The sequence below is a fragment of the Vibrio phycocola genome (assembly GCF_054404255.1).
This window is the reverse complement of sequence record NZ_JBTAMQ010000024.1, coordinates 1-26,742: the sequence shown is the minus strand read 5'-3', so window position 1 is coordinate 26,742 and position 26,742 is coordinate 1. Positions and strand designations below refer to the sequence as shown.

Annotated in this window: 22 protein-coding genes and 1 tRNA gene; 15 read left to right on the top strand and 8 right to left on the bottom strand. The window is 41.6% G+C overall.

The annotated features are described in order from the left end of the window. The 9 genes from ACXJY6_RS19495 to rpoC form a co-directional block, all read left to right on the top strand. Positions 1-74, top strand: a 74-nt coding sequence (locus ACXJY6_RS19495; protein WP_131818057.1) for an EF-Tu C-terminal domain-related protein, incomplete at its 5' end; no start/stop codon positions are given. A 210-nt stretch (positions 75-284) separates the two neighbouring features. Next, positions 285-668: a preprotein translocase subunit SecE gene (gene secE, locus ACXJY6_RS19490; protein WP_456053087.1), complete on the top strand. Its 384-nt coding sequence runs from the start codon at positions 285-287 to the stop codon at positions 666-668. A 12-nt stretch (positions 669-680) separates the two neighbouring features. Next, positions 681-1,229 (top strand): transcription termination/antitermination protein NusG, encoded by a 549-nt coding sequence (nusG, locus tag ACXJY6_RS19485; RefSeq protein WP_456053086.1) that lies wholly within the window; start codon positions 681-683, stop codon positions 1,227-1,229. Between the two features lie 130 nt (positions 1,230-1,359). After that, a complete protein-coding gene (gene rplK / locus ACXJY6_RS19480) occupies positions 1,360-1,788 on the top strand; it encodes a 50S ribosomal protein L11 (RefSeq protein ID WP_456053085.1) in 429 nt (142 codons plus the stop codon). 4 nt (positions 1,789-1,792) lie between these two features. After that, positions 1,793-2,500, top strand: a complete 708-nt coding sequence (rplA, locus tag ACXJY6_RS19475) for a 50S ribosomal protein L1 (protein WP_456053084.1) — start codon at positions 1,793-1,795, stop codon at positions 2,498-2,500. Between the two features lie 277 nt (positions 2,501-2,777). Continuing rightward, positions 2,778-3,272 (top strand): 50S ribosomal protein L10, encoded by a 495-nt coding sequence (gene rplJ / locus ACXJY6_RS19470; RefSeq protein ID WP_456053083.1) that lies wholly within the window; start codon positions 2,778-2,780, stop codon positions 3,270-3,272. A gap of 57 nt (positions 3,273-3,329) precedes the next feature. Then, complete coding sequence (gene rplL, locus ACXJY6_RS19465) at positions 3,330-3,701, top strand: 50S ribosomal protein L7/L12 (protein ID WP_456053082.1); 372 nt, start codon at positions 3,330-3,332, stop codon at positions 3,699-3,701. 235 nt (positions 3,702-3,936) lie between these two features. Beyond that, positions 3,937-7,968 carry a DNA-directed RNA polymerase subunit beta gene (gene rpoB / locus ACXJY6_RS19460; RefSeq protein WP_456053081.1) on the top strand — a complete coding sequence of 1,344 codons (4,032 nt, stop codon included), beginning with the start codon at positions 3,937-3,939 and terminating at the stop codon, positions 7,966-7,968. Between the two features lie 96 nt (positions 7,969-8,064). Further along, positions 8,065-12,267 carry a DNA-directed RNA polymerase subunit beta' gene (rpoC, locus tag ACXJY6_RS19455; protein WP_456053080.1) on the top strand — a complete coding sequence of 1,401 codons (4,203 nt, stop codon included), beginning with the start codon at positions 8,065-8,067 and terminating at the stop codon, positions 12,265-12,267. A gap of 104 nt (positions 12,268-12,371) precedes the next feature. On the opposite strand, the gene rsd is transcribed toward rpoC, so the two are convergent. Continuing rightward, on the bottom strand, positions 12,372-12,854 hold the full coding sequence (rsd, locus tag ACXJY6_RS19450) for a sigma D regulator (protein WP_456053079.1): 483 nt from the start codon (positions 12,852-12,854) through the stop codon (positions 12,372-12,374). 174 nt (positions 12,855-13,028) lie between these two features. On the opposite strand from rsd, the gene nudC reads away from it, so the two are divergent. From nudC to ACXJY6_RS19435, 3 genes are all read left to right on the top strand, one after another. After that, positions 13,029-13,805, top strand: coding sequence for an NAD(+) diphosphatase (gene nudC / locus ACXJY6_RS19445; protein WP_456053089.1), 777 nt, complete (start codon positions 13,029-13,031; stop codon positions 13,803-13,805). 362 nt (positions 13,806-14,167) lie between these two features. After that, the gene (hemE, locus tag ACXJY6_RS19440; RefSeq protein ID WP_456053078.1) at positions 14,168-15,241 is read left to right on the top strand and encodes a uroporphyrinogen decarboxylase; all 1,074 of its coding nucleotides are present in this window, start codon (positions 14,168-14,170) and stop codon (positions 15,239-15,241) included. 72 nt (positions 15,242-15,313) lie between these two features. Next, positions 15,314-15,949 (top strand): TetR/AcrR family transcriptional regulator, encoded by a 636-nt coding sequence (locus ACXJY6_RS19435; RefSeq protein ID WP_456053077.1) that lies wholly within the window; start codon positions 15,314-15,316, stop codon positions 15,947-15,949. 13 nt (positions 15,950-15,962) lie between these two features. On the opposite strand, the gene ACXJY6_RS19430 is transcribed toward ACXJY6_RS19435, so the two are convergent. Together ACXJY6_RS19430 and gpmM are read right to left on the bottom strand one after the other, a co-directional pair. Further along, complete coding sequence (locus ACXJY6_RS19430) at positions 15,963-17,024, bottom strand: murein hydrolase activator EnvC family protein (RefSeq protein WP_458769356.1); 1,062 nt, start codon at positions 17,022-17,024, stop codon at positions 15,963-15,965. A gap of 242 nt (positions 17,025-17,266) precedes the next feature. Further along, positions 17,267-18,796, bottom strand: a complete 1,530-nt coding sequence (gene gpmM, locus ACXJY6_RS19425) for a 2,3-bisphosphoglycerate-independent phosphoglycerate mutase (RefSeq protein ID WP_456053075.1) — start codon at positions 18,794-18,796, stop codon at positions 17,267-17,269. 434 nt (positions 18,797-19,230) lie between these two features. On the opposite strand from gpmM, the gene ACXJY6_RS19420 reads away from it, so the two are divergent. Continuing rightward, entirely contained in the window at positions 19,231-20,634 is a 1,404-nt protein-coding gene (locus tag ACXJY6_RS19420) for an EAL domain-containing protein (RefSeq protein ID WP_458769355.1), read from the top strand. A gap of 148 nt (positions 20,635-20,782) precedes the next feature. On the opposite strand, the gene ACXJY6_RS19415 is transcribed toward ACXJY6_RS19420, so the two are convergent. The 5 genes from ACXJY6_RS19415 to rsgA all read right to left on the bottom strand — a co-directional run bounded on the left by ACXJY6_RS19415 (position 20,783) and on the right by rsgA (position 25,823). Further along, positions 20,783-20,983, bottom strand: coding sequence for a hypothetical protein (locus ACXJY6_RS19415; protein ID WP_456053073.1), 201 nt, complete (start codon positions 20,981-20,983; stop codon positions 20,783-20,785). Positions 20,984-21,172: 189 nt separating this feature from the next. After that, positions 21,173-22,063: a DMT family transporter gene (locus ACXJY6_RS19410; RefSeq protein ID WP_456053088.1), complete on the bottom strand. Its 891-nt coding sequence runs from the start codon at positions 22,061-22,063 to the stop codon at positions 21,173-21,175. Between the two features lie 123 nt (positions 22,064-22,186). Beyond that, on the bottom strand, positions 22,187-23,602 hold the full coding sequence (locus tag ACXJY6_RS19405; RefSeq protein ID WP_458769354.1) for an SLC13 family permease: 1,416 nt from the start codon (positions 23,600-23,602) through the stop codon (positions 22,187-22,189). Between the two features lie 172 nt (positions 23,603-23,774). Continuing rightward, positions 23,775-24,647: an archaetidylserine decarboxylase gene (asd, locus tag ACXJY6_RS19400; protein WP_458769353.1), complete on the bottom strand. Its 873-nt coding sequence runs from the start codon at positions 24,645-24,647 to the stop codon at positions 23,775-23,777. A gap of 114 nt (positions 24,648-24,761) precedes the next feature. After that, entirely contained in the window at positions 24,762-25,823 is a 1,062-nt protein-coding gene (gene rsgA / locus ACXJY6_RS19395) for a small ribosomal subunit biogenesis GTPase RsgA (protein WP_458769352.1), read from the bottom strand. 128 nt (positions 25,824-25,951) lie between these two features. Between rsgA and orn the strand changes: the two genes are divergently transcribed. Together orn and ACXJY6_RS19385 are read left to right on the top strand one after the other, a co-directional pair. Continuing rightward, positions 25,952-26,497 (top strand): oligoribonuclease, encoded by a 546-nt coding sequence (gene orn, locus ACXJY6_RS19390; protein ID WP_458769351.1) that lies wholly within the window; start codon positions 25,952-25,954, stop codon positions 26,495-26,497. Between the two features lie 171 nt (positions 26,498-26,668). Then, positions 26,669-26,741: transfer RNA gene (locus tag ACXJY6_RS19385), tRNA-Gly, on the top strand. Position 26,742: the final 1 nt, after the last annotated feature.

Below are 26,742 nucleotides of genomic sequence, written 5' to 3'. Positions count from 1 at the left end.
AAGGTCTACGTTTCGCGATTCGTGAAGGTGGCCGTACAGTAGGTGCTGGTGTTGTAGCTAAAGTTATTGCTTAATAATTTGACTATGCACTAGAAAAAGGGGCATCATTTGATGCCCTTTTTCTGCATTGCATCTTTTTTTTGCTCAGAAATAGGGCAGAATAAGATAAAAGTACGTAAGTACTCTTATTTTAGATGTTAGTCTTTAGACTAATATCGGTTGGTTTAGCCCTGCAACAGCGGGGTCATTGTCGTTTTATAGTAAGACTTGTTACAGGTTGGTTTATGAAAGCAAATCATGCTGAAACTCCTGCTAGCTCAAGTGCAGCAGACAAATTTAAGTGGCTAATCGCTATTGCATTGTTAGTTGTCGCTGTTGTGGGTAACTCCCTTTATGGTGAGACAGTTTCTGTGGTTATCCGTACCGCAAGCGTTATTGTTCTGATTGCATTAGCATTAGGCCTAGCAGCAACCACGATTAAAGGTAAAGCTGCGATCGTTTTTGCCCGAGAAGCTCGTATTGAAATCCGCAAAGTTGTTTGGCCTACTCGCCAAGAAACAATGCAAACGACACTGATAGTGTTAGCGGTGAGTGTCGTAATGGCATTAGCATTATGGGGTATCGACGGCATAATGGTTCGTCTTGTTGAGTTTGCAACTGGAGTATAGAGGGTCCAATACATGAGTGAAGCTCCAAAAAAACGCTGGTACGTTGTTCAAGCCTTTTCTGGCTTTGAAGGTCGCGTATCACAGTCGTTACGTGAACACATCAAAATCCATGCAATGGAAGACTATTTTGGTGAAGTACTTGTTCCTACGGAAGAAGTCATCGAAATGCGAGCGGGTCAGCGTCGTAAGAGTGAACGTAAGTTCTTTCCGGGATATGTACTAGTACAAATGGTGATGAATGATGAATCATGGCACCTAGTACGTAGTATTCCTCGTGTTATGGGGTTCATTGGTGGTACATCAGACCGTCCTGCACCAATTACTGATAAAGAAGCCGATGCAATTCTGAATCGTCTTGAGCAAGCGAACGAAGCCCCTCGTCCTAAGACGATGTTTGAAGCTGGTGAGTTAGTTCGAGTTAACGATGGCCCATTTGCTGACTTTAACGGTACAGTTGAAGAAGTTGATTACGATAAAAGTCGTATTAAGGTGTCAGTATCGATCTTTGGTCGAGCAACACCAGTTGAACTAGAGTTTGGTCAAGTCGAAAAAGCTGACTAAATAATAGTCAATTAAAAACTTGTCAAAGGCGTGAAATCTGATTATAATTTCGCGCCTTTTTATAGGTGTTTATTCACATCGGGGAGCTGATTAGACCATCAGCGCTATTACCCAAACATTAGGAAATATCATGGCTAAGAAAGTTGAAGCTTATATCAAGTTGCAAGTTGCAGCTGGTATGGCAAACCCAAGTCCACCGGTTGGTCCTGCTCTAGGTCAACGTGGTGTTAATATCATGGAATTCTGTAAAGCATTTAATGCAAAAACAGAATCTGTAGAGAAAGGTCTTCCAATTCCAGTGGTTATCACTGTATATAACGACCGTTCTTTCACGTTTGTTACTAAGACTCCACCAGCATCAGTTCTTCTTAAGAAAGCTGCGGGTATCAAGTCTGGCTCTTCACGTCCAAACACTGAAAAAGTGGGTACAATCACTGACGCTCAAGTCCAAGAAATCGCAGAAACTAAAGCTGCGGATATGACTGGTGCTGATATCGAAGCAACAAAACGTTCTATTGCGGGTACTGCTCGTTCAATGGGCCTAGTGGTTGAGGGTTAAGAAAATGGCAAAATTAACTAAGCGTATGCGTACGATCCGCGAGAAAGTTGACGTCACTAAAGAATACGAAATCAACGAAGCAGTTGCTCTTCTTAAAGAACTTGCAACTGCAAAATTCGCAGAATCTGTTGATGTAGCGGTAAATCTAGGTATCGATGCACGTAAATCTGACCAAAACGTACGTGGAGCAACTGTTCTACCTCACGGTACTGGTCGTGAAGTTCGTGTTGCTGTATTTACTCAAGGTGCAAACGCTGAAGCTGCGAAAGAAGCTGGCGCTGACCTAGTAGGTATGGAAGACCTTGCTGATCTTGTTAAGAAAGGCGAAATGAACTTTGACGTTGTTGTTGCTTCTCCTGATGCAATGCGCGTTGTTGGTCAATTGGGTACAATCTTAGGTCCTCGTGGTCTAATGCCAAACCCTAAAGTTGGTACTGTAACTCCTAATGTTGCTGAAGCAGTAAAAAATGCTAAAGCTGGTCAGGTTCGTTACCGTAACGACAAAAATGGTATTATCCACACTACCATTGGTAAAGCGACGTTTGAACCAAGTCAAATTCAAGAGAACCTTGAAGCTTTACTTGTTGCATTGAAAAAAGCAAAACCATCAAGTGCAAAAGGTGTTTTCATTAAGAAAGTAAGCATCTCTACCACTATGGGTGCTGGTGTTGCACTAGATCAAGCGACACTAAATACGCAAGCGCAACAATAAATAGCATTTGCTAGAGCGTGAAATTAATGTATAATTTCGCGCTCAAAATATTTGTGGTTGGGGCTGATAGTTGCTTAAATTTTAAGCAAAATACAGTCTCCGTCCAAGACCGTAGGTGTTATTTAGTAATAAATAACTTAATCAAGCCTACGTAGATGGTGCCCGAACTGACAGAAAGATTTATTTTAATAGAACTTTCTTCTGGGAATGCACCTTAAAGCGCTCACTGTTATCGATGATAGTGAGTGGTGTAACGACAACCAGGAGTAAATCCAAAATGGCTTTAAACCTTCAAGGCAAACAAGCAATTGTTGCAGAAGTCAACGAAGCGGCCAGTGGTGCACTTTCTGCAGTTGTTGCCGACTCTCGTGGTGTTGAAGTGTCTGATATGACAACTCTACGTAAACAAGCGCGTGAAGCGGGCGTTTACCTTAAAGTTGTACGTAACACACTAGCACGTCGCGCAGTAGAAGGCACAGCTTACGAATGTCTAAAAGACGTATTCGTAGGTCCTACTTTGATCGGTTTCTCTAATGAGCACCCAGGTGCTGCAGCGCGTATCTTTAAAGATTTCGCGAAAGAGAACAAGAAATTCGAGATCAAAGCAGCTGCATTTGAAGGCGCAGTTACTGACGTTGAAGTACTAGCGACACTACCAACTTACGACGAAGCAATTGCACGCTTGATGATGTGCATGAAAGAAGCTTCTGCAGGCAAATTGGTACGTACTATCGCTGCTGTCCGTGATCAGAAAGAAGAAGCAGCGGCATAAGCCGAACTTTTTACTGATTACTTATTAAACTTATTGTTGACTTAAAAGAGAATTGTTATGTCTATTACTAACGAGCAAATCCTAGACGCAGTTGCAGAAATGTCTGTAATGCAAGTTGTTGAACTAATCACTGCAATGGAAGAAAAATTCGGTGTTTCTGCTGCTGCTGCAGTTGTAGCTGGCGGCGCTGCTGCTGGTGGCGATGCTGCTGCTGAGCAAACTGAATTTGACGTAATCCTAACTGCTGCTGGCGGTAACAAAGTATCTGTTATCAAAGCAGTACGTGGTGCTACTGGCCTAGGTCTTAAAGAAGCTAAAGGTCTTGTTGATGGCGCTCCAGCTGCGATCAAAGAAGGCATTGAAAAAGCAGAAGCAGAAGCTCTTAAAGCTACTCTTGAAGAAGCTGGTGCATCTGTTGAGCTTAAGTAATTATTGCTTAAAAGCTTAGCCGAAAGGCTAATGGCTGGTGGTTAATTAACCACCAGCCTTTTTGCGCTGTAGGGTGTTGACGATTTTTCCGCTGTTCTTTGTCAATCATCTTTGCAAAAATACTTCGTCGTAAGACGTAGTACTACTACGAAACAGCTAGTTAGTCTCTGTCCAATGCCTTTGTTATGATAAAGGTGGGCAGTTTGGGTCACTTATCAGCGAGCTGAGGAACCCCATGGTTTACTCTTATACCGAGAAAAAGCGCATCCGTAAGGACTTTGGTACTCGTCCACAAGTATTGGACATTCCATACCTGCTATCGATCCAACTCGATTCATTCGAGAAATTTATCGAGCAGGACCCTGAAGGACAATATGGTCTAGAAGCCGCTTTTCGTTCTGTATTTCCAATACAGAGCTATAACGGCAACTCTGAGCTGCAATACGTTAGCTACCGTCTTGGTGAGCCAGTCTTTGATGTTAAAGAATGTCAAATTCGTGGCGTTACATTCTCCAAACCACTACGCGTTAAGCTACGCCTGGTTATCTATGATAGAGATGCACCAGCAGGTACTGTAAAAGATATTAAAGAACAAGAAGTCTACATGGGTGAAATCCCATTGATGACTGATAATGGTACCTTCGTGATCAATGGTACCGAGAGGGTTATCGTATCCCAGTTGCATAGAAGCCCTGGTGTGTTTTTCGATAGCGATAAGGGTAAAACTCACTCTTCAGGTAAAGTTTTATACAACGCTCGAATCATACCTTACCGTGGTTCTTGGTTGGACTTCGAATTCGATCCTAAGGACAATTTGTTTGTTCGTATCGACCGTCGTCGTAAACTACCTGCTTCGATCATTCTTCGTGCACTTGGAAAATCGACGCAAGAGATTTTGGATCTCTTCTTCGAAAAAGTGAACTTCGAAATTAAAGAAAAAACGTTAATGATGGCATTAGTGCCTGAGCGTCTACGTGGTGAAACAGCTAGCTTTAATATTGAAGCTAACGGTACAACGTATGTCGAACAGGGACGTCGTGTTACTGCACGCCACATTCGTAAACTTGAGAAAGATGGCATTGAATTCATCGAAGTACCTGTTGAGTACATCGTTGGTAAAATATCTGCTCAAGATTACATTAACGAAGCAACTGGCGAAGTTATTGTCGGTGCAAACCAAGAGTTTACTCTTGAAGCCCTTGCGAATATTTCTCAAGCGGGTATCAAAGAACTTGAGTGTTTATACACTAACGATTTAGATCATGGCTCTTTCATGTCTGATACGTTACGTGTCGATAGCACGACAGATCGTATTTCTGCATTAGTCGAAATTTATCGAATGATGCGCCCTGGTGAGCCACCAACAAAAGAAGCAGCTGAGTCGTTATTCGAAAGCTTATTCTTCAATCCAGATCGTTATGATTTATCAACGGTTGGACGAATGAAGTTTAACAGTTCGATTTCACGTCCAGATGCTGGCGAGCAAGGTACTCTCGATGAAGTTGATATCATCGCGGTAATGAGCAAGCTAATCGGAATTCGTAATGGTATCGGAGAGGTTGATGATATCGACCACTTGGGTAACCGTCGTATCCGTAGTGTTGGCGAAATGGCTGAGAACCAATTCCGTGTTGGTTTAGTTCGTGTCGAGCGTGCAGTAAAAGAACGTTTGAGCCTTGGTGACCTTGATGCAATCATGCCTCAAGATCTGATCAATGCTAAGCCTATTTCTGCAGCGGTAAAAGAGTTCTTTGGCTCTTCTCAACTGTCTCAGTTTATGGACCAAAACAACCCGTTATCAGAAGTGACGCACAAGCGTCGTATTTCTGCATTGGGTCCAGGTGGTTTGACTCGTGAGCGTGCTGGCTTTGAAGTTCGTGACGTACACGTAACTCACTATGGTCGTTTATGTCCTATTGAAACACCTGAAGGTCCAAACATCGGATTGATCAACTCATTATCAGCGTTTGCACGTTGTAATGAATATGGTTTCCTTGAAACACCTTATCGTCGTGTTATCGATGGTGTGGTTACCGATGATGTAGACTACTTATCAGCTATTGAAGAAGGTCAGTTTGTTATCGCTCAGGCGAACGCATATTTGACTGATGATGGTAAGTTTGGCGATGAGCTGGTTACGGCCCGTCAAAAAGGTGAATCTGGTTTACACCCACGTGAAGAAGTTAACTACATGGACGTTGCGACGAACCAAGTAGTTTCAATTGCGGCATCGTTGATTCCATTCCTTGAACACGATGATGCGAACCGAGCTTTGATGGGTGCAAACATGCAACGTCAGGCGGTTCCAACTTTGCGTGCAGATAAGCCGCTTGTTGGTACTGGTATCGAACGTAATGTTGCGGTTGATTCAGGTGTTACAGCAGTTGCTAAACGTGGCGGTTCTGTTCAATCAGTGGATGCATCACGCATCGTAGTTAAAGTTAATGAAGAAGAGTTGGTACCAGGCGAAGCCGGTATCGATATCTATAACTTGACTAAATACACCCGTTCGAACCAAAACACGTGTATTAACCAACGTCCATGTGTCATGCCTGGTGAACCTGTTGCTCGTGGTGATGTTCTTGCTGATGGTCCTTCAACTGATCTTGGTGAACTTGCACTTGGGCAAAACATGCGTATCGCATTTATGCCTTGGAATGGTTATAACTTCGAAGACTCGATTTTAGTATCTGAACGCGTAGTTCAGGAAGACCGTTTCACGACAATCCACATTCAAGAGTTATCTTGTGTGGCTCGTGATACCAAGTTAGGTTCAGAAGAAATTACAGCTGATATTCCAAACGTAGGTGAATCTGCACTCTCTAAACTCGATGAGTCAGGTATCGTTTATATTGGTGCTGAAGTTAAAGGCGGTGACATCTTAGTGGGTAAAGTTACTCCTAAAGGTGAAACTCAATTAACTCCAGAAGAAAAACTATTGCGTGCAATCTTCGGCGAAAAAGCGTCTGACGTAAAAGACACGTCATTACGCGTACCTAACTCAGTGAGTGGTACGGTAATTGATGTTCAAGTCTTTACTCGTGATGGCGTCGAAAAAGATAAGCGTGCATTAGAAATCGAACAGATGCAGCTTAAAGAAGCGAAAAAAGACCTTACAGAAGAGTTCCAAATTCTTGAAGGTGGTTTACTAGCTCGTGTTCGTAGCGTACTTATCGCCGGTGGTTTCTCTGAAGCGAAACTGGATGGTATTGAACGTAAGAGATGGCTAGAGCAATCTGTTGAAGATGAAGAGCTTCAAAACCAGCTTGAGCAACTTGCTGAGCAATGGGATGAGCTTAAATCTGATTTCGATAAGAAATTTGAAACCAAGCGTCGCAAAATCACTCAAGGTGATGACTTAGCGCCGGGCGTACTGAAGATCGTTAAAGTTTACCTTGCGGTTAAACGTCGTATTCAGCCTGGTGATAAGATGGCGGGTCGTCACGGTAACAAAGGTGTTATCTCTAAGATTAACCCAGTGGAAGACATGCCATACGATGAGAAAGGTAATCCTGTCGACATCGTGCTTAACCCACTAGGTGTACCATCGCGTATGAACATCGGTCAGATCCTAGAAGTTCACTTAGGTGCAGCGGCTAAAGGTATCGGCGATAAAGTCAACCAGATGGTGAAAGAACAGCAAGAGCTTGCGAAGCTTCGCGAATTCTTGCAAGAGGTATATAGCCTTGGTGACGATAATCGCCAGGTAGTCGATATTGCTGAGCTTAGTGATGATGCAGTACGCACATTAGCTGAAAACTTACGTGGTGGTTTACCGGTAGCGACTCCTGTCTTTGATGGGGCAGCCGAATCAGAAATCAAACGTCTATTGAAACTAGCGGATTTACCTGAATCAGGTCAGTTAACGTTATTTGATGGCCGTACTGGTGATTCGTTTGAGCGTCCAGTTACAGTAGGGTACATGTACATGCTGAAACTGAACCACCTTGTTGACGATAAGATGCACGCTCGTTCAACGGGTTCATATAGCTTAGTAACTCAGCAACCACTTGGTGGTAAAGCTCAGTTCGGTGGTCAGCGTTTCGGTGAGATGGAAGTATGGGCACTAGAAGCATACGGTGCTGCTTACACTCTACAAGAAATGCTTACTGTTAAGTCTGATGACGTTAACGGTCGTACGAAGATGTATAAAAACATCGTCGACGGTAACCACAGCATGGATCCTGGTATGCCTGAATCATTCAACGTATTGTTGAAAGAGATTCGCTCACTAGGTATCAATATCGAGCTAGAAGACGAAGAGTAATCCTTTTTCTATTGTGAATAGAAACTGGGTTATCTGGTAGAAAAGGTGCCAGCCATATACTGGTTGGCCCTTTTTAACTCCTTACAGGAGCTGATTGTGAAAGACTTATTAAACTTTCTAAAAGCACAGCATAAGACCGAAGAATTTAATGCTATTAAAATCGGTCTATCTTCACCTGATATGATCCGTTCATGGTCATTCGGTGAAGTGAAAAAACCTGAAACAATCAACTATCGTACGTTCAAACCTGAACGTGATGGTCTGTTTTGTGCGCGTATTTTTGGACCAGTTAAAGATTATGAATGTCTTTGTGGTAAATATAAGCGTCTAAAACACCGCGGTGTGATTTGTGAAAAATGTGGTGTTGAAGTTACTCAAACTAAAGTTCGTCGTGACCGTATGGGACACATTGAACTAGCGTCACCTGTTGCCCACATCTGGTTCCTAAAATCGCTACCATCTCGCATCGGCCTATTAATGGATATGCCGCTACGTGATATCGAGCGAGTACTATACTTCGAAATGTACGTGGTAACTGAACCAGGTATGACTGATCTCGAGAAAGCTCAGCTTCTTACTGAAGAAGAGTACTTAGATCGTCTCGAAGAGTGGGGTGACGAATTTGTAGCTAAGATGGGTGCGGAAGCGATTAAAGATTTGCTGACCACCATGGATCTGAACGCAGAAATCGAAATGATGCGTGAAGAGCTACAAACAACAAATTCTGAAACCAAGCGTAAGAAAGTAACTAAACGTCTTAAATTAATTGAAGCGTTTGTGTTGTCGGGCAATAAGCCTGAGTGGATGATTTTAACTGTACTTCCAGTTCTTCCACCTGACCTTCGTCCTCTAGTACCACTAGATGGCGGTCGTTTTGCGACATCAGATCTAAACGATTTATACCGTCGTGTTATTAACCGTAATAACCGTTTGAAGCGTCTTTTAGAGCTTGCGGCTCCGGACATCATCGTGCGTAACGAAAAGCGTATGTTGCAAGAGTCTGTTGATGCGCTTCTTGATAATGGTCGTCGCGGCCGTGCGATTACGGGTTCTAACAAGCGTCCACTTAAATCGCTTGCGGATATGATCAAAGGTAAACAAGGTCGTTTCCGTCAGAACTTACTTGGTAAACGTGTTGATTACTCTGGTCGTTCTGTAATCACTGTTGGTCCAACACTACGTTTGCATCAATGTGGTCTTCCTAAGAAGATGGCATTGGAACTGTTTAAACCATTTATCTATAGCAAGCTTGAAACTCGTGGCATGGCAACGACAATCAAAGCAGCGAAGAAAATGGTAGAGCGCGAAGAAGCGGTTGTTTGGGATATCCTAGACGAAGTTATTCGTGAACACCCAGTATTACTTAACCGTGCACCAACATTGCACCGTCTTGGTATTCAAGCATTTGAACCAGTACTAATCGAAGGTAAAGCGATTCAGCTTCACCCACTCGTGTGTGCGGCATATAACGCTGACTTCGATGGTGACCAAATGGCGGTACACGTGCCTCTTACTTTAGAAGCACAACTTGAAGCTCGTACTTTGATGATGTCGACAAACAACATTTTGTCACCAGCATCAGGTGATCCAATCATCGTTCCTTCACAGGACGTTGTATTGGGCCTTTATTATATGACTCGTGAAAAAGTAAATGGTAAAGGTGAAGGAATGTATCTTTCTGGCCCAGCAGAGGCAGAAAAAGCATACCGCACTAAAATGGTAGAGCTTCATTCTCGCGTTAAAGTTCGTATTACCGAAACTGTTCGTGATGAAGATGGCAACGAAACCACTGACACTCGTTTGATCGATACTACAATCGGCCGAGCAATGTTGTGGCAAATTGTTCCAAGTGGTCTTCCTTACAGCATCGTTAACCAAAAATTAGGTAAGAAACAGATCTCTAACCTACTTAACGAGGCATATCGTAAGCTTGGTCTAAAAGATACGGTTATCTTTGCTGACCAAATCATGTATACCGGTTTTGCTTATGCAGCACTATCAGGTGTTTCTGTTGGTATCGACGATATGGTTGTACCAGACGCGAAATACACTGAGATTGCAGAAGCAGAAGAAGAAGTTCGCGAAATCCAAGAACAGTTCCAATCTGGTCTTGTAACGGCGGGTGAACGCTATAACAAAGTTATCGATATTTGGGCTTCAACCAATGATCGCGTAGCAAAAGCGATGATGGCAAATCTATCTTCTGAAAGCGTCATTAACCGTGACGGTGAAGAAGAAGAGCAAGAGTCATTTAACAGCATCTATATGATGGCTGACTCAGGCGCTCGTGGTTCTGCTGCTCAGATTCGTCAGTTAGCGGGTATGCGTGGTTTGATGGCTCGTCCAGATGGTTCAATCATCGAAACGCCAATTACAGCGAACTTTAAAGAAGGTCTAAACGTACTTCAGTACTTTATCTCAACGCACGGTGCTCGTAAGGGTCTTGCGGATACAGCACTGAAAACAGCAAACTCGGGTTATTTGACTCGTCGTCTAGTAGACGTTGCTCAAGACGTTGTAGTAACTGAACACGATTGTGGTACTCAAGAAGGTGTCGATATGATGCCTCATATCGAAGGTGGTGACGTTAAAGTTCCACTTACTGAGTTAGCGCTTGGTCGTGTTATTGCTGAAGATGTATTGAAGCCGGGTACTGACGATATTCTTATTCCACGTAACACATTGATTGACGAGAAATGGTGTCAGATCATTGATGAAAACTCAGTGGATAAGATGCGTGTTCGTTCAGTTGTAACGTGTGAATCTGACTTCGGTTGTTGTTCTCTATGTTATGGTCGTGACCTAGCACGTGGCCACTTAGTTAACCAAGGTGAATCAGTCGGTGTTATTGCAGCACAGTCTATCGGTGAACCAGGTACACAGCTAACGATGCGTACATTCCACATTGGTGGTGCGGCATCAACAGCTGCTGCGGAAAACAGCATTCAAGCGAAAAACAAAGGTTCGATTAAGATCCATAACGCCAAATTTGTTACTAACAAAGACGGCAAGATTGTAATTACTTCTCGTGCATCTGAAATGACTATCGTTGATGAGTTCGGTCGTACGAAAGAGAAACACAAGCTTCCTTATGGTTCGATCCTAAGTAAAGGTGATGGCGCGTCAGTTGAAAACGGTGAAACTGTTGCAAACTGGGAAGCGCACACTATGCCAATCATCACTGAAGTGGCTGGTCGAATCCAGTTCGTTGATATGATTGATGGTGTTACTGTTTCTCGTCAAACAGATGATCTTACTGGTTTATCTTCAAGTGAAGTGACAGAGCCTGCTGCTCGTCCTGCTGCTGGTAAAGACATTCGCCCTGCTATTAAGCTTGTTGATAGCAATGGTAAAGATGTGATGATTCCTGGTACTGATATGCCGGCTTCATACTTCTTACCAGGTAAAGCGATTGTTAATATCGAAGATGGAAAAGAAGTAGGAGTGGGTGATACGCTTGCTCGTATTCCTCAGAAATCTGGTGGTAACCGAGATATCACGGGTGGTCTACCTCGCGTAGCCGACTTGTTTGAAGCTCGTAAGCCAAAAGAGCCTGCTATTCTTGCTGAGTACACTGGTACAGTATCATTCGGTAAAGAAACGAAAGGTAAACGTCGTTTATGCATCACTCGTGAAGGCAATGATGTTTACGAAGAGATGATTCCTAAGCATCGTCAGCTTAACGTGTTTGAAGGTGAGAAGATCGAACGTGGTGATGTTATCGCCGACGGTCCTGAGTCTCCACATGATATCCTACGTTTACGTGGTATTCATGCTGTGACTGAGTACATTGCTAACGAAGTACAAGAAGTTTACCGTTTACAAGGTGTTAAGATTAACGATAAGCACATCGAAACTATCGTTCGTCAGATGCTACGTAAATGTACAATCACCTTCGCCGGTGACTCTGACTTCTTAGCGGGTGAACAGCTTGAATACGCTCAAGTTAAGATCGCCAACCGTCAACTTGAAGCTGAAGGCAAAGAGCCAGCACGCTTTGAGCGCGAGTTGTTAGGTATCACTAAAGCATCGCTAGCGACTGAATCCTTCATTTCAGCAGCATCGTTCCAAGAAACGACGCGCGTATTGACGGAAGCAGCGGTATCGGGCAAACGTGATGAACTTCGTGGTCTTAAAGAGAACGTAATCGTTGGACGCTTAATCCCTGCGGGTACTGGTTTTGCTTATCACCAAGATCGCCAAGCTAAGCGCGCTGAAATACAAGAAGGTCCGTCAGCTGAACAAGCGACAGACAATCTTGCAGCATTGCTTAATGCAGGTTTCTCTTCTGAAGAGTAAAGATTGCTACTAATAGAAAAGGCGCCGAAAGGCGCCTTTTTTGTATCTGAGATTGTTATGACCAGAATATTATAAGAGGATAGTACTCAAACTACCTGTATGAGTTACGCTCCTGGTGGAATCGATAAGCTATCTAAAATGAGCTGAATTAATTGGTCTTCAACTTCAAAACGTATTTCGATCAGTTCACCAATCAAAGACATATCTTCATCAAATCCTTCAATGCTCTCTTCTGCATCCATGTCGATATATTTTTCAGAAAAGTTGAGCAGTGGAGTGGTTGTTTGAACGATATTTGCGTAGGTTTGGTCAATTTCTTCCGTTGTTTTGAATCCAGTTGCTCGCCACTTTTCCATGACCATATCGTAGATTTTAAAATGCCCTTCTGAGATATAATCAATTAGTTGGCGACAGAAACTGTCCATTTCACTACTGGTCGGCAGCTTAGTCAATGTCTGTGCATTAGGTTGTAAAGATAACAACTTACAGTATTCGACGATTAAGGATTGGCGTTGTGATAACCAATGATCAATAACATCGCTGGAGCCGCCCCACTGTTCTCGCGCAGTTTCAAATTTTGTTAGCATGGCTATGCCCTCATATTTTGACCAATCATAAATGTTGGCCTCTTATCGGGACGTTAAATCGTTGCCCCAATTTTCACTCAAAAGCTTATCGTGTTTAAAATCATATATTTTAAACACTGACATCAATTTAGATTGCCAGTAAAATAGTTCTACTGCAAGGAGTTAGAGGTGATCATGTTAGCAAATAGCGATATTAGCTGTGCCTATTGGTGCGTTGTTTCAGGAAGTGATCTGTGGCTGATAAATGGAGAACTACCGTGTGGAACTGCTCAGCAATTGTCACTTCCTAAAGACTCAGCAATTGAAGTTGCCAAGTATCAAGGTTTACCGGTCTATTGGGTTAATGAAGAAGACGTTGACGTTGAATTGGAGATGCACTCGTTAAGAGAATTAATCTGTGCTGATGAAGATATTTTTCTTGCTGCGAGCAAAGCGGTACAGTTTGGCCATATGACACAAACTCAACGTTTTTGCTCTCAATGTGGCGGGCGTACTCATTTAAATCATCGAGAAACATCGATGCAGTGCCAAGATTGTCGAACGCTCCATTATCCGCGTATTTTCCCATGTATTATTGTCGCAGTCCGCTCTCAGGATAAGATTCTTTTAGCTCAACATCCTCGTCACCGTAATGGAATGTATACCGTAATCGCAGGGTTTGTCGAAGTCGGAGAGACGCTTGAGCAGTGTGTCGCACGAGAGGTAAAAGAAGAGACTGGAATAACGGTAACTAATATTCGCTATTTTGGCAGTCAACCTTGGGCATTTCCTTCCAGTATTATGGTGGCCTTTCTTGCTGACTATGAATCAGGAACGATTAAACCGGATTATTCTGAACTCAGTGATGCGGCGTGGTTTGGTGCTCAAGAGTTACCCCCAGTAGCGCCAGTTGGTACGATTGCGCGAGCCTTAATCGATAAGACATTAGATGATATTAAAACGATATCTTAGTGTTAGGATAAACACGAGACGAGATATAAAACGAAAAAAAGCCCTCCGGCGCGGAGGGGGTAATTAAGGTCGTTGAGACTCCGAGAGTATTATTCTCAGTACAGCATTAATAATAGTAATTTTCGCTAGCGGATCAGTTTTTATCACTATTGATAGTAATGTAGCAATGAACGCCTCTATCTTTATTTCAACAACTTGATCCAGCTTGCAAAGTATTGATTAATCCTTTGAATTGTACGAAAGTTCACCACCTGTTGAGTATTAATTTACGATTCTGATTTGAGCTTAGTCAAAGAACCATTGATAATGTAAAAAAGAGAATAAAAATAGCCGTTCGATATCCTAAAAAAATGGAAGAGACCATGACCGAATTAAAGAATGATACCTATCTACGTGCTTTGCTCAAGCAGCCTGTTGACTACACTCCCGTTTGGATGATGCGTCAAGCAGGGCGCTATTTACCGGAGTATCGAGCAACTCGTGGTCAGGCTGGTGACTTTATGTCTTTGTGTAAAAATGCAGAGTTAGCATCAGAGGTAACATTACAGCCATTGCGTCGTTTTAAGCTTGATGCTGCAATACTATTTTCCGATATTCTTACAATTCCTGATGCGATGGGGCTAGGTCTATATTTTGAACAAGGGGAAGGGCCGAAATTTACCTCTCCAATTCGAAGCCGATCTGATGTAGATAAGCTTCCTATTCCCGATCCTGAAGGTGAGCTTCAATACGTAATGAATGCTGTTCGTCAGATTCGTACTGATTTAAAAGGAGAGGTACCACTGATTGGCTTTTCGGGAAGCCCTTGGACACTCGCAACTTATATGGTTGAAGGGGGAAGCTCGAAAGCATTTACGTTGATCAAGCGTATGATGTATAGCGATCCAAGTACGTTACATCTCCTATTAGATAAATTGGCCGATAGTGTTATTGATTACTTAAATGCTCAAGTAAAGGCTGGTGCGCAGTCATTAATGATTTTCGATACATGGGGTGGGGTACTTACGCCGCGAGACTATAATGAATTTTCATTGCAATACATGCATAAAATTGTTGATGGATTGATTCGTAATATGGATGGTCGACGCGTTCCTGTGACATTGTTTACTAAGAATGGTGGTATGTGGTTAGAGCAGATAGCCGCAACAGGTTGTGATGCCGTGGGGCTAGATTGGACAATTAATATTGCGGACGCCAAGCGCCGTGTCGGTGATAAAGTTGCACTACAAGGGAATATGGACCCGTCGATGTTATATGCTAGTCCAGAGCGTATTCGTCAGGAAGTCGCGACAATATTGGAAGGGTTCGGTGATGGCGGAACAGGTCATGTGTTCAATTTAGGACACGGGATACATTTGGATGTTCCACCAGAGAATGCGGGCGTATTTGTGGATGCGGTTCATGAAATATCACTGCCATATCACTCTAAGCGGTAATTCGATTTGTGCCTGGTATCTCAGGCACTTTTGTTTATTGATTATCTTGGTTATACATAGGCTTGAGATGTAATGAAAACTAAAGAGAAAATTGTGGTTGCTGCGTTAGAGCTATTTAATCAGCAAGGTGAGCGAAATGTGACGACGAATCACATCGCCCATAACCTTTCGATTAGCCCTGGTAACCTCTATTATCACTTTCGAAACAAGCAAGAAATTGTTAGAGCGATATTTGCAAATTATTCGGTTGAGTTGCTCGAGCGTTTTAGCCCTATTTATGGTCAGCATGAGAGCCTTTCTTTATTCAAGCATTACCTTGATTCAATTTTCACCTTAATGTGGAAATATCGCTTTTTCTACAGCAATTTGCCTGAAATTTTACGCCGAGATGAGCAACTCCATCTTGAGTACATAGAAGTGCAAAATCAGCTACGCGACAACTTAGTTAAAATTATCGATACGTTTGTTGAGATGGGGTTATTGGAAGTCGAGAAAGATGAAATGACAACGTTTGTGACTACATTACATGTAATCACGACAAGTTGGCTCAATTATCAATCGGCTCATACTCATTGTAGTGATGTAAGCGAATCAATTATTCATCAGGGAATGTTACAGATGATCTCTGTGGTAAAGCCAAAGGCGACAGAGCAAGGGTTAGAACAACTAAAACTACTTGAAGAAGGAATTACGGCGATTCATGCCTAACGATAGTAGAGGTTTATTTACTCAACCATTTTAGTGGATTTTGGGCTTTACTATTTCGTCTAATTTCGAAATAGAGTGATGGTTGCGTTTGTCCTCCGGTATCACCGACAAGTGCAATCGTTTCTCCAGCGGTAATCTTATCTCCTTCTTTTTTGAGTAAGCTTTGGTTGAACCCGTAGAGAGTCATATCCCCTTTCCCATGATCTAGCAGAACGACTAACCCATACCCTCGCAAATATTCAGAAAACACGACAGTTCCTGGATATGCGGCTTTCACTTGCTGCCCATAATTGGCGCTAATGACAATTCCTTTCCAGGCGATTTGCCCAGTTTGTTTAGTGCCAAAGCGATGCAGAAGACGTCCTTTCACTGGCCATGATAATTTCCCTTGTACTTGTTTTAGTCCATTCATTGGAACCGCATTGCGTTTAGCCGCTTTTGCGAGCTCTGCCTTTAATCGACCTTCATTGCGTTGCAATTCCGCGAGATACACTTTGTCAGACGAAATACCGGATTTTATTTTACTAAGTGTTGAGCGGCGTTTGCTCTGGGTACTATCGAGCTTCTTATGTTTGCTTTTTTGTTCTGCAAGGAGTTTTGCTAGAGAATCTCTCTCACTTTTAAGTATTTTCTGCTTGGCTATTTGTGATTGATGGGTTTGATTTAGAGCCTGAATTGTCGAACCACGTTGTTGAGCAAGATACTGATAATACTGACTAATACGATCGGCATCGATATTGCCGTCTAATATGGTTGAAATGTTACCGCTGTGACTTGTGATGTAGTAGGTATCGATGAGTTTTTTTAGTTTTTCAGACTGCTCTCTTTTTTGTGTATCAAGAACAGTAATTTCTTGCTCTAATGTTTTTATTGCTGAGTTTTTGTTGGTGAGCTTTTTCTGAGTCCCTTTAATTTGTTTTTCAATCGAAGAAATGGTGACTTCTTGTTTCTTCAATTCACTTTGCAGAGAGTCTAGTTTCTTAGTTTGTTTTGAAAGCTCTTTTTGTTGGTGAGATATTTCACTTTTTACACCGCTTAGCTCATTGCTTTTCGCTGCAAGCGTCACTGATGGCATAACCAGAGCTAAGGCAAAAAGGGCGTAAGAATATGATTTGAAAAAATTGCGTACAAATTGAAAAGTCACAGCATACCTATTAAAACTAAAATTTAATAACAATCACCATTCAGCTGGTCAGTATACCTAATATAAATCTCTTAACGATATTTCAATGAAGAAAAATCTCTATTTAATGAAGTCGTCGGCAATAAAAAAGCCCCGATAAATCGAGGCTTAGCTTTATTCGTACTAAAAGGGTTTTAAACGAGCACAGAACCAGACATTTCAGCTGGAATTTCCATATCTGTTAATGCCAACATGGTTGGTGCTAAGTCAGACAGTTTTCCACCTTCTTTTAGAGTTACATCTTTGTTTCCAACATACACTAATGGTACAGGCAAGTTAGTGTGTGCAGTGTGTACTCCACCCGTTTCTGGGTTTATCATCATTTCTGCGTTGCCGTGGTCTGCTGTGATAAACATTTGACCATCAACCTCGTTGATTGCTTCAACGACACGTCCAATACATTCATCAACCGCTTCACATGCTTTTACTGCTGCATCGTAAACACCAGTGTGTCCAACCATATCACCGTTAGGGTAATTGCAGATAATAGTGTCGTATTTACCTGATTTGATGGCGGCAACCAATTTATCTGTGAGTTCAGGGGCACTCATTTCAGGTTGAAGATCGTAAGTCGCGACTTTTGGTGAAGCAACGAGTTGACGTTCTTCGCCTTCGAATTCGTTCTCGATACCACCATTGAAGAAAAACGTAACGTGAGCGTATTTTTCAGTTTCAGAGATACGCAGCTGTGTTTTCCCTGCTTTAGATAGCCATTCACCATAGGTATTTTCAAGTGAAGCTGGTGGGAATGCACAAAGCAGTGGGATATCCGCTGCATATTGAGTCAGCATAACGAAATCAATAGCTGGGAAATTAGCACGCTTGAAACCATCAAAGCTTGGTACAAATGCACGAGTGATTTCACGGGCGCGGTCTGCACGGTAGTTCATGAAAATAACCGCATCGCCATCTTCCATTGCTGAAGACTCTTGGCCCTCTGCTTGAAGAATTGTTGCTTTAACAAATTCATCATTCTCATCACGAGCATAAGCTGCTTCAAGACCTTCAACTGCAGAATCGAAAGTGAAGGCGCCTTTTGCATCGGTAAGCAGTTCATAAGCTTCTTGAACGCGCTCCCAGTTGTTGTCACGGTCCATCGCGTAGTAACGACCGACAAGTGATGCTACTCGGCCTTTCCCTAATGAAGAGAAAAGGTCATCGAAACGTTTTAATGAATTTTCAGCACTACGAGGTGGTGTATCACGCCCGTCTAAGAAACAATGTAAGAAGATTTTTTCAGCGCCACGAGCAGCCGCCATTTCAACAGCAGAGTAGATATGGTCTTCGTGAGAGTGAACGCCACCTGGAGACATTAGCCCCATAATATGTACCGCTTTACCCGCTTTAATTGCTTTATCCATTGCAGCAGCAATTGTTGGGTTATCTTGGAATTCACCATCGCTGATAGATTTAGTAATACGGGTCAGATCTTGGTATACAATTCGGCCAGCGCCGATATTAGTATGACCAACCTCTGAATTACCCATTTGACCATCAGGTAAACCCACATCCATACCTGACGCAGAAATTAGGGTGTTTGGACGGCTTTTCATTAATCCGTCAATAACAGGAGTATTTGCATTACTGATCGCATTGTCATTGTTATCTTCGCGATAACCCCAACCGTCAAGAATGACTAGAGCCATTGGCTTCTTAGCAGACATAGTGTAGACCTCGTTAAAATCTAAGTAATTGAATCATGAAATTAACGTAATTTTACTACACTTTGCACTCAATACAGAAGGTGAAGATCAATGATTTTTCCTATTAATGCCATTGGGGTAAATTAACCAATTGATTATTGTTCGTATTTGACTGTTGTATACAACTGCTCAAAGCGGGATATTGAATTGAAGTAGATTTTCGAATATTGAAAAGCGTTATTTGGAGATAAGAAAACAAATAACCTTGTTTTTAATAGAATTTATTTTTGAGTATTGTATCGAAGCAATGTTTTTGTAATCGATATCATGTAAGATATATGCCTAGTTTTTGAACACAGTAGATAATTATTTATACCAGTTCACAGCTTGATATCTCGATATGGATTAGCTTTCTGCTCATTATAATGAGGGAGTAGTACTAAAGGGAACTTACAATGCCAACGTTAAATAATTATATTGTTAGGTTTATTTTTAGCTGCGTACTAGCGCTTATTATCTCCTCGTATATCATCAATTTCGAGGAAAATAGACTGTCAGCAAGCCGTTCTAAAGCCAGTATAAAAAACAATGCCATGGCTATTAGTAATATAGAGGGTTACTTCAGTAATATTATTACTGTGTTAGACCAGATTGAGAATAAATATACTGGGGAATGTGACAATAGAATTATTTTATTCATGCGCAGAGAGTTGTTCTCAATTCTTGGTGGCGTTGAGTTTGGAATTGTTTCAAGGTACGACAAAAAAAGTTATGTGATATGTAACTCTTGGGGCGATGGAGAGAATGTTAAAGTTCGAAATCCCATTAATTCCCCCGGGTATTTGATGACTGGGCCTCATAAAATTAATTCATTGGGTGAGCCAGTCTATGTTGTAAAGAAAACACATAATGATATCGAGTATAACCTAATTTTAAAAATCTCTTCTTTATCCGGTATCGTCGGTACCTCAAATATTAGCTTGATTAAAAGTGGTAAGCACCTCTATGGCACTGAGGATTATACAAATACCGAGAAATCTAACGTTATATCAAATATAGAGTATGGGCTTGGCTCCGGTGAGCAAGCTTCTCTTCCACTTTATTATAAAATATTTGTGTTTAGTTTTGTGCTTGTTGTTGTGTTCTTCTCTATCGGTAAAAAGCTAATTTACATGATTAATCGCTACTTATTAGTGAGGAAAATAAATTCAGGAGGTTATTTCTTTAATGTCTTTCAGCCAATAGTTGATGCAAAGACAAACTCTGTCTTCTCATACGAAGTCTTTACAAGAGCCCCTAGTCATACCAATGCATTATCAATTATGAATGAAATCAAAAGGTTTAATATTCATGATGAACATGCCATCAATCAAATTGAACAAGTGAAACAGTCTAAGTTAGACAACGTTATTCAAATTAATATATCGGTTAAAAATATGCTGTCTGATCGATTTTATTCTTATGTTTCATCACTCGATGAGGATTTTATCAAAGGTACTATTTTCGAAATAACAGAAGATGAGAACCTGCTCGAAAACAAAGATATTGTCTCTGAAAGGATGAAAGCGTTAAAAGAGCTCGGTTATCGTTTTGCTATTGATGATTATGGTGTTGGGTACTCTAACTTGGCGTATCTTGTAGAATTAAACTTTGACTATATCAAAATAGATAAGAGCATGACTCGAAATGATAATCGAAACTTACTCAGTATTATTAAGGCATTAGTTTCGGATATGGGCACTACTTGTATCGCAGAAGGTGTTGAAAGTCGTAGTCAAGCTGATATGTTGAATGAGATAGGGATTGATATACAACAAGGTTGGTATTATGGGAAGCCGGTTGAACTCTGTGATATCTGAGGCGAGGGAATCTTAATTTATTAGGGCATCGATGCCCTGAATTGATAATCCTTTATTTCTCTTGCTTATAGTGTGTTTGTATAAAAACAACCCTTCACTGGGGGAATAGGTGATCGGGTTGTTTTATATACGAAATATGCTTGGCGTATCAAGCGGCATACTTAGTGACCTCATGCGGGTAAATACGCATGCCTGTTACTGTATTTTCATATGCTGATTCGTCTTTAAGATAAGACCAAGCTAGAGCATCGGTGTTTGTACGTGCTGCTAAACCATGGATAACATCGTCAATGCGACGACCAGCGTAGTCTTTAGTTGGAACAAAAATATCTTTGATAATTGATAACATAGTGACTCTCCTCTGTAAGTTAATTACATTTTAGGTGATGCAAGTCACATTTTGCAAGTTTTTTGTGATCTAAATTCAGTTTTTATTTTTATTGTTGTAATTTTGTTACTGATTTAATGTCAGATGTAGCTACGTTGATAATGTTTAACTCAGAATAAGTTTTTGATTTTTATGGCCAACCCTTCTGTCCTATCTATATACCAATATTCCTGTACCAAAAACTGCTAGAAATGCACCGAACCAAGCATATACATTGGGGCGTTGTTTTGTGTACATCCACATAAGAGGGAGTAGCATAATTGGAGTCGTTGAGGAGAGAAGGGCGACCATACCCACATTACCGGTACGCAATGCATACAAAATGAGCGTCATGCCTAATGCCATTGCCATAAACCCATTTAAAGCGGTGATCAGGAAAATATTTTTTGTAATTTTTAATATAGGCTGACTTGCTTTAAATCCACTCATGAATAAGAGTTGATGCGCGACAAATGCTGTCATCATTCTAATTGCTGACGCTGATATTGGGTCGATATTCGTTTGCATAACGGGTTTGGCTATTATACCTCCTAGGGCTTGGCATAAAGCTGCGGTAAGCCCGAGTGCAATACCAAGCCACACCTTTCCATGTACCATTTCTAACTGGTGAGTTTCTTTGGCTTTTCCTCGAAATAAAATCGCAGTAATGACTCCGATAAATACGAGAGTTGAGCCCAACAATTCTAGCGAGCTCATTGTTTCACTAAATAAAAAGAACCCTAGAATAGCGGAAAAGACCGCATGACATGAAAATAGAAGTCCTGCTTGACGCGGCCCCATTCTATTGAAGCAGGCAAATAAAGCTGTATCACCAATAAATATTCCAATAAGACCTGAAAGCATCATGGGAGGGATTTGGTTGATTTGGACGGTTTGCCATCCTCCTGTGTAAAGAATCGCTGCGATCAAAATGACTGAGGTACAACCCATACGCCAGCGGCTGTATGAAAATGAGCCTAAATGACGCGCAGGAATAACTGAAACCATGCTACTGACTGCCCATAACAGTGCAGCGGCCAACGCTAACCATTCATAACCCATTGATGTACTACTCACTATAATGAAAAGCACTACTATGCGTTAAGATGTTGATAAATAAAAGAGGTTTATCGGTATTGAAACCAATAGAGTTCCTTACTCTGCGAGACTTCCTTAAAAAAGGAATTATGTTAAAACCCAGAGGGCAACATAAACCATAACTAACCCAAGTATTCCTATGATTAAACCGACTTTTGCCATATCGCGGCTTTCGATTAACCCAGTCGAATATGCGAGAGAATTTGGCGGTGTTGATACGGGGAGAATCATCCCTAAAGATGCAGAGAAAGCGACAACCACGAGAAGGCCTTGCAACCCCCCGATGCTCTGCAATCCATTCATTGATGTGCCAATTGCAGCGGCTATGGGCATGAGTAAGTTGGCCGTTGCAGTGTTCGACATAAAGTTTGCCATTAGCCAACATACGATAGAAAGTGTGATGACAACAGCCAAAGGAGATAAAGAATCGTAATTGATTGCATTTGCTAGCGCATAGGCGAGCCCCGTTTTATCTAAGGCGATTCCAATGGCAATACCACCGGCAACTAACCAAAGTACATCCCAGTTTATTTGCTTAAGTTCAACCTTTCCCATAATACCAGTTAAGGTAAAGACCGCGAGTGGAATGATGGCGACGACATAGGTATTCATGCCATGAAGCGATGTCGTCATCCACAAAATTATCGTCGCTGCGAACGTGACATATACGGTAATCGCTTGCCAGCTTTTGCCAAACTTCCCTTGAAGGTTTAATTCCATATGAGTTTGTGTGGAAGGAAAAAGGAGCTGAAGAAGAAACCACGCAAAGGTTAGTTGGATAATAACAAAGGGTAACCCCATCATCATCCACGATAAAAAGCTAATGCTGTTTTCCCCAGTTAGGTACTGAAGAGCAATGGCATTTGGTGGTGTCCCTATTGGAGTCGCAATACCACCTGTGTTAGCGGCAATTGGGATACATAGTACTAAGGCTTTAATGCCAAGATCTCCAGGCTTCGCTGATGCGACAATCGGACCCAATAACGCGAGCATCATTACGGTAGTTGCGGTGTTGGACATAAACATAGAGAAACAGGCTGTAATTAACATCAACCCCAACATGATGAATTTTGGTTGTGTCCCAAATGGCTTGAGTAGAACGCGAGCAAGGTTGTTATCGAGGTCATATTTCGATGCAGCAATGGCTAACGCAAAGCCTCCCATAAACAAAATGATGATGGGGGAGGAGAACGCGTTGAATATATCGGTATAGCTTATTAAAGTGCCAAACTCATGGCCTTCCTCGGTAGGGCGAAATAGGTGTAAACCTTTGTTCGATATCATGATCAACTCTAACGTAATGATCAGAATAGATGTTGCGAAAACGGGAACGGGCTCAATGATCCAAAGAAGCGCAGCAAGAAGAAAAATAGCTAATAAGCGATGTTGGATAAGCGTTAAGTTGTCGATTGGAATACTATCGATGGGGACAAAAAGTAGAGCAATAGCAGGAATAAAACAAACTAATAATTTTATGATTTGGGTGATTCTAACTCGATTCATTTACTGCTCGCTTAGTCCATGGCCCTCGTTTAATTAGAATAGAGGATCATGTTTCCATGGACTTAGAGCTGGGTAGAGTTTTTTTATCAAATTGATTAAAAACGAATATTAATTGGTTTTGATCAATATATACGATGGACTTAAAACAACGGTCCACCGTTATTGATGAGTATTAATTCTCTGAATTATCGACTTTATGAGCATACGGTGTTCCCATTTTTGTTGGGGCTTCCGGCTTCATACTATCGTCAAAACAAATTTGGTTTGCAGCAAATAGGTTAATCACAGTTGAGCCCAACTTAAAGCGACCCATTTCTTCGCCTTTTGTTAGTCGAACAGCTTTTTCACCTTCACTTGGGTAATTCCATTTGTGTACAGAATTTCCGGTTGGAGGAGTAATCGTACCAGCCCAAACTTGCTCGATACTGCCGACAATGGTTGCACCAACAAGAACCTGTGCCATAGGGCCAAATTCAGTATCAAAAATGCAGACTACTCGTTCATTTCGAGCAAATAAATTAGGGACATTTTCAGCGGTTAAAGGGTTAACCGAAAAAAGATCGCCTGGTACGTAAATCATTTGACGCAATGTGCCATCGCAAGGCATGTGGACTCGGTGATAATCACTTGGAGAAAGATAAAGTGTTGCAAAACCACCATCATTAAATTCTGCCGCAAGTTCTTTACTACCACCCAATAATTCTAACGCAGAATAAGTGTGGCCTTTGGCTTGAATTAACTGGCCATCAACGATCGGGCCAAATTGACTAACACACGCATCAGCTGGGTGTGTTAAAACGGTTTTTCCTGCAGCAATTGGACGAGATCCCGGTTTGAGTTCTCGAACAAAGAAATCATTAAAAGTTTGATAATGCTCTGGCTCCGCATGCAGTGCTTCATTCATGTTAACTTTGTATTGTTTAATAAACCAACGAATGACTAACGTGGTCAGTTTCCCAGCCTTAGCGGATGCAAGTTTTCCCATAAACCGAGTAAGAGCGTGTTGAGGAAGCCAGTACTGAAGTCCAATTTTCAATTTATCCATGAGCTATGCATCCGATTTTTCTGATAATGTGATTAAAAATTAATGAGAGCGAAATAGTACTGAATTCCTATTTCACTGTCAGTAATTGAAATGAAACTAAATAAGAATTAAGGGCTATAAATCCGCTTTTTTATTTCGAGAATATTGACGGTTGGCTTTATTTTCCATCATGCTTTCGATTATACGGTGGTAGTTATCGTAACGAACCTTTGCGATCTCACCTCGATCCACAGCTGCTCTGATAATGCAGCCAGGATCATCACTATGTTTGCAATCACGAAACTTACAGCCGCCTAAAAAAGGTCGAAATTCGACAAAAGCTTCGGTGACTTCTTCTGCTTCCAGATGCCATAAGCCAAATTCTCGGACACCGGGTGAGTCGATAAGGTCACCTCCACTGGGGAAGTGGTAAAGCCTTGCAGTGGTGGTTGTGTGCTGCCCAAGGCCGGAATTCTCCGACACATCGCCTTCCACGATTTTACTCTCAAGGTTTGGCATTAGAGCATTCACTAAGCTCGACTTCCCAACACCCGATTGGCCAACAAAAACATTCACCTTGCCATATAAATGTTGTTCTAGCTCTTGAATTCCGGCTCCTGACTCTTTACTGACGTAGAGAATTGTATAACCCAGATCCTGATAGATTGACATAGATCGACGATAGGAGTCGTATTCACTTTCATTTAATAAGTCGATTTTATTGAGAACGAGTAAAGGAGTGATACCTAGCGTTTCAGATACAATGAGATAACGATCAATAATATTTAAGGATAATTCAGGGAGAACTGAAGAAACAATGATCATTTGGTCGACATTGGCTGCTACCGGTTTTAAACCATCATAATAGTCTGGTCTGGTGAGCACAGAACTACGAGGTTTCACGGCTTCAACAACACCGGAAATTCCAGCCATCTTCTCTAAACCTGCACGCCATAAGACTTTGTCACCAGATACGAGAGATTCAATATTGCGTCTAAGATTACAGCGATGAATCTGCTGAGAATCAACATCTTCGATATCGGCATGCTGTCCAAAGCGACTAATCACCAGCCCTTCTTGAACTGCACCGAGCATTGTATCGTCCCACTCAATATGGTCATCTTTATTCAGACGTCGCTTCTGGTTATTTCTGACTCGGCGCACTTGGCCATGAGTTAATTTTTTTCTCTTTGCCACAATTATCTACTTTAAGAGGGAAACACTGTGTCGTTTAAGATTACTCAATATGCATATTGGAGTATCTCGCCCTAACTTGAATGAGGTATAGTACCTTTTTTATCTTAAAACCCATATAGGGAACTGTTATGTCTTTTAATGATCAAAATTTAATTTGGATTGATCTTGAGATGACTGGACTTGACCCAGAAGCTCATAAAATTATCGAGATAGCGACAATAGTTACTGATAAGGAACTTAATGTATTAGCTGAAGGCCCAGTATTAGCGGTCTTTCAGCCAGAAAGCGAATTGGATAAAATGGATGAATGGTGCACTACCACACATACCGGAAGTGGATTGGTCGAGCGTATTCGGACTGATTCGGTGAGTGAAGCAGAAGCTATTAACCAAACCATCGCTTTTTTAGAGCAGTGGGTTCCAAAGGGAAAATCTCCAATTTGTGGTAACAGCGTTGGTCAAGATCGTCGTTTTCTCGTCAAATATATGCCAGAGCTAGACGACTATTTTCATTATAGAGCACTAGATGTCAGTACAATTAAAGAAGTAACCCGGCGATGGCAGCCAGATATTTTGACTGGGTTTAGTAAAAAAGGAACCCATTTAGCATTGGATGATATCCGAGAATCGATTGCTGAGTTGCAATACTACCGAAAAACGGTATTTAAAATTTAGGGACATTTTTTGGTTAGTGAGGATTATTTCACCATAACTGCTCGATCTTTGCTGGCTTTTTCGCCATTCAATTGAGATTACAAAAAAAAATGAATTTTTTTAGTCTTAATGCTTGCATCGTTTCAAAATGCTCTTATAATTCGCAGCCCTAAACGACGTAAAGCGTTTATTGCGACACTAGCTCAGTTGGTAGAGCGCAACCTTGCCAAGGTTGAGGTCACGAGTTCGAACCTCGTGTGTCGCTC

Excerpts from the sequence above, each read along its gene's own strand:
- ACXJY6_RS19410 (WP_456053088.1), bottom strand. The coding sequence starts at position 22,063 with ATGGGTTATGAATGGTTAGCGTTGGCCGCTGCACTGTTATGGGCAGTC.
- ACXJY6_RS19405 (WP_458769354.1), bottom strand. The coding sequence starts at position 23,602 with ATGAATCGAGTTAGAATCACCCAAATCATAAAATTATTAGTTTGTTTT.
- rpoB (WP_456053081.1), top strand. The coding sequence starts at position 3,937 with ATGGTTTACTCTTATACCGAGAAAAAGCGCATCCGTAAGGACTTTGGT.
- nusG (WP_456053086.1), top strand. The coding sequence starts at position 681 with ATGAGTGAAGCTCCAAAAAAACGCTGGTACGTTGTTCAAGCCTTTTCT.
- nudC (WP_456053089.1), top strand. The coding sequence starts at position 13,029 with ATGTTAGCAAATAGCGATATTAGCTGTGCCTATTGGTGCGTTGTTTCA.
- rplK (WP_456053085.1), top strand. The coding sequence starts at position 1,360 with ATGGCTAAGAAAGTTGAAGCTTATATCAAGTTGCAAGTTGCAGCTGGT.
- ACXJY6_RS19435 (WP_456053077.1), top strand. The coding sequence starts at position 15,314 with ATGAAAACTAAAGAGAAAATTGTGGTTGCTGCGTTAGAGCTATTTAAT.
- secE (WP_456053087.1), top strand. The coding sequence starts at position 285 with ATGAAAGCAAATCATGCTGAAACTCCTGCTAGCTCAAGTGCAGCAGAC.
- rplL (WP_456053082.1), top strand. The coding sequence starts at position 3,330 with ATGTCTATTACTAACGAGCAAATCCTAGACGCAGTTGCAGAAATGTCT.
- orn (WP_458769351.1), top strand. The coding sequence starts at position 25,952 with ATGTCTTTTAATGATCAAAATTTAATTTGGATTGATCTTGAGATGACT.
- ACXJY6_RS19430 (WP_458769356.1), bottom strand. The coding sequence starts at position 17,024 with ATGCCATCAGTGACGCTTGCAGCGAAAAGCAATGAGCTAAGCGGTGTA.
- rsd (WP_456053079.1), bottom strand. The coding sequence starts at position 12,854 with ATGCTAACAAAATTTGAAACTGCGCGAGAACAGTGGGGCGGCTCCAGC.
- asd (WP_458769353.1), bottom strand. The coding sequence starts at position 24,647 with ATGGATAAATTGAAAATTGGACTTCAGTACTGGCTTCCTCAACACGCT.
- gpmM (WP_456053075.1), bottom strand. The coding sequence starts at position 18,796 with ATGTCTGCTAAGAAGCCAATGGCTCTAGTCATTCTTGACGGTTGGGGT.
- rplA (WP_456053084.1), top strand. The coding sequence starts at position 1,793 with ATGGCAAAATTAACTAAGCGTATGCGTACGATCCGCGAGAAAGTTGAC.
- hemE (WP_456053078.1), top strand. The coding sequence starts at position 14,168 with ATGACCGAATTAAAGAATGATACCTATCTACGTGCTTTGCTCAAGCAG.
- rplJ (WP_456053083.1), top strand. The coding sequence starts at position 2,778 with ATGGCTTTAAACCTTCAAGGCAAACAAGCAATTGTTGCAGAAGTCAAC.
- ACXJY6_RS19415 (WP_456053073.1), bottom strand. The coding sequence starts at position 20,983 with ATGTTATCAATTATCAAAGATATTTTTGTTCCAACTAAAGACTACGCT.
- ACXJY6_RS19420 (WP_458769355.1), top strand. The coding sequence starts at position 19,231 with ATGCCAACGTTAAATAATTATATTGTTAGGTTTATTTTTAGCTGCGTA.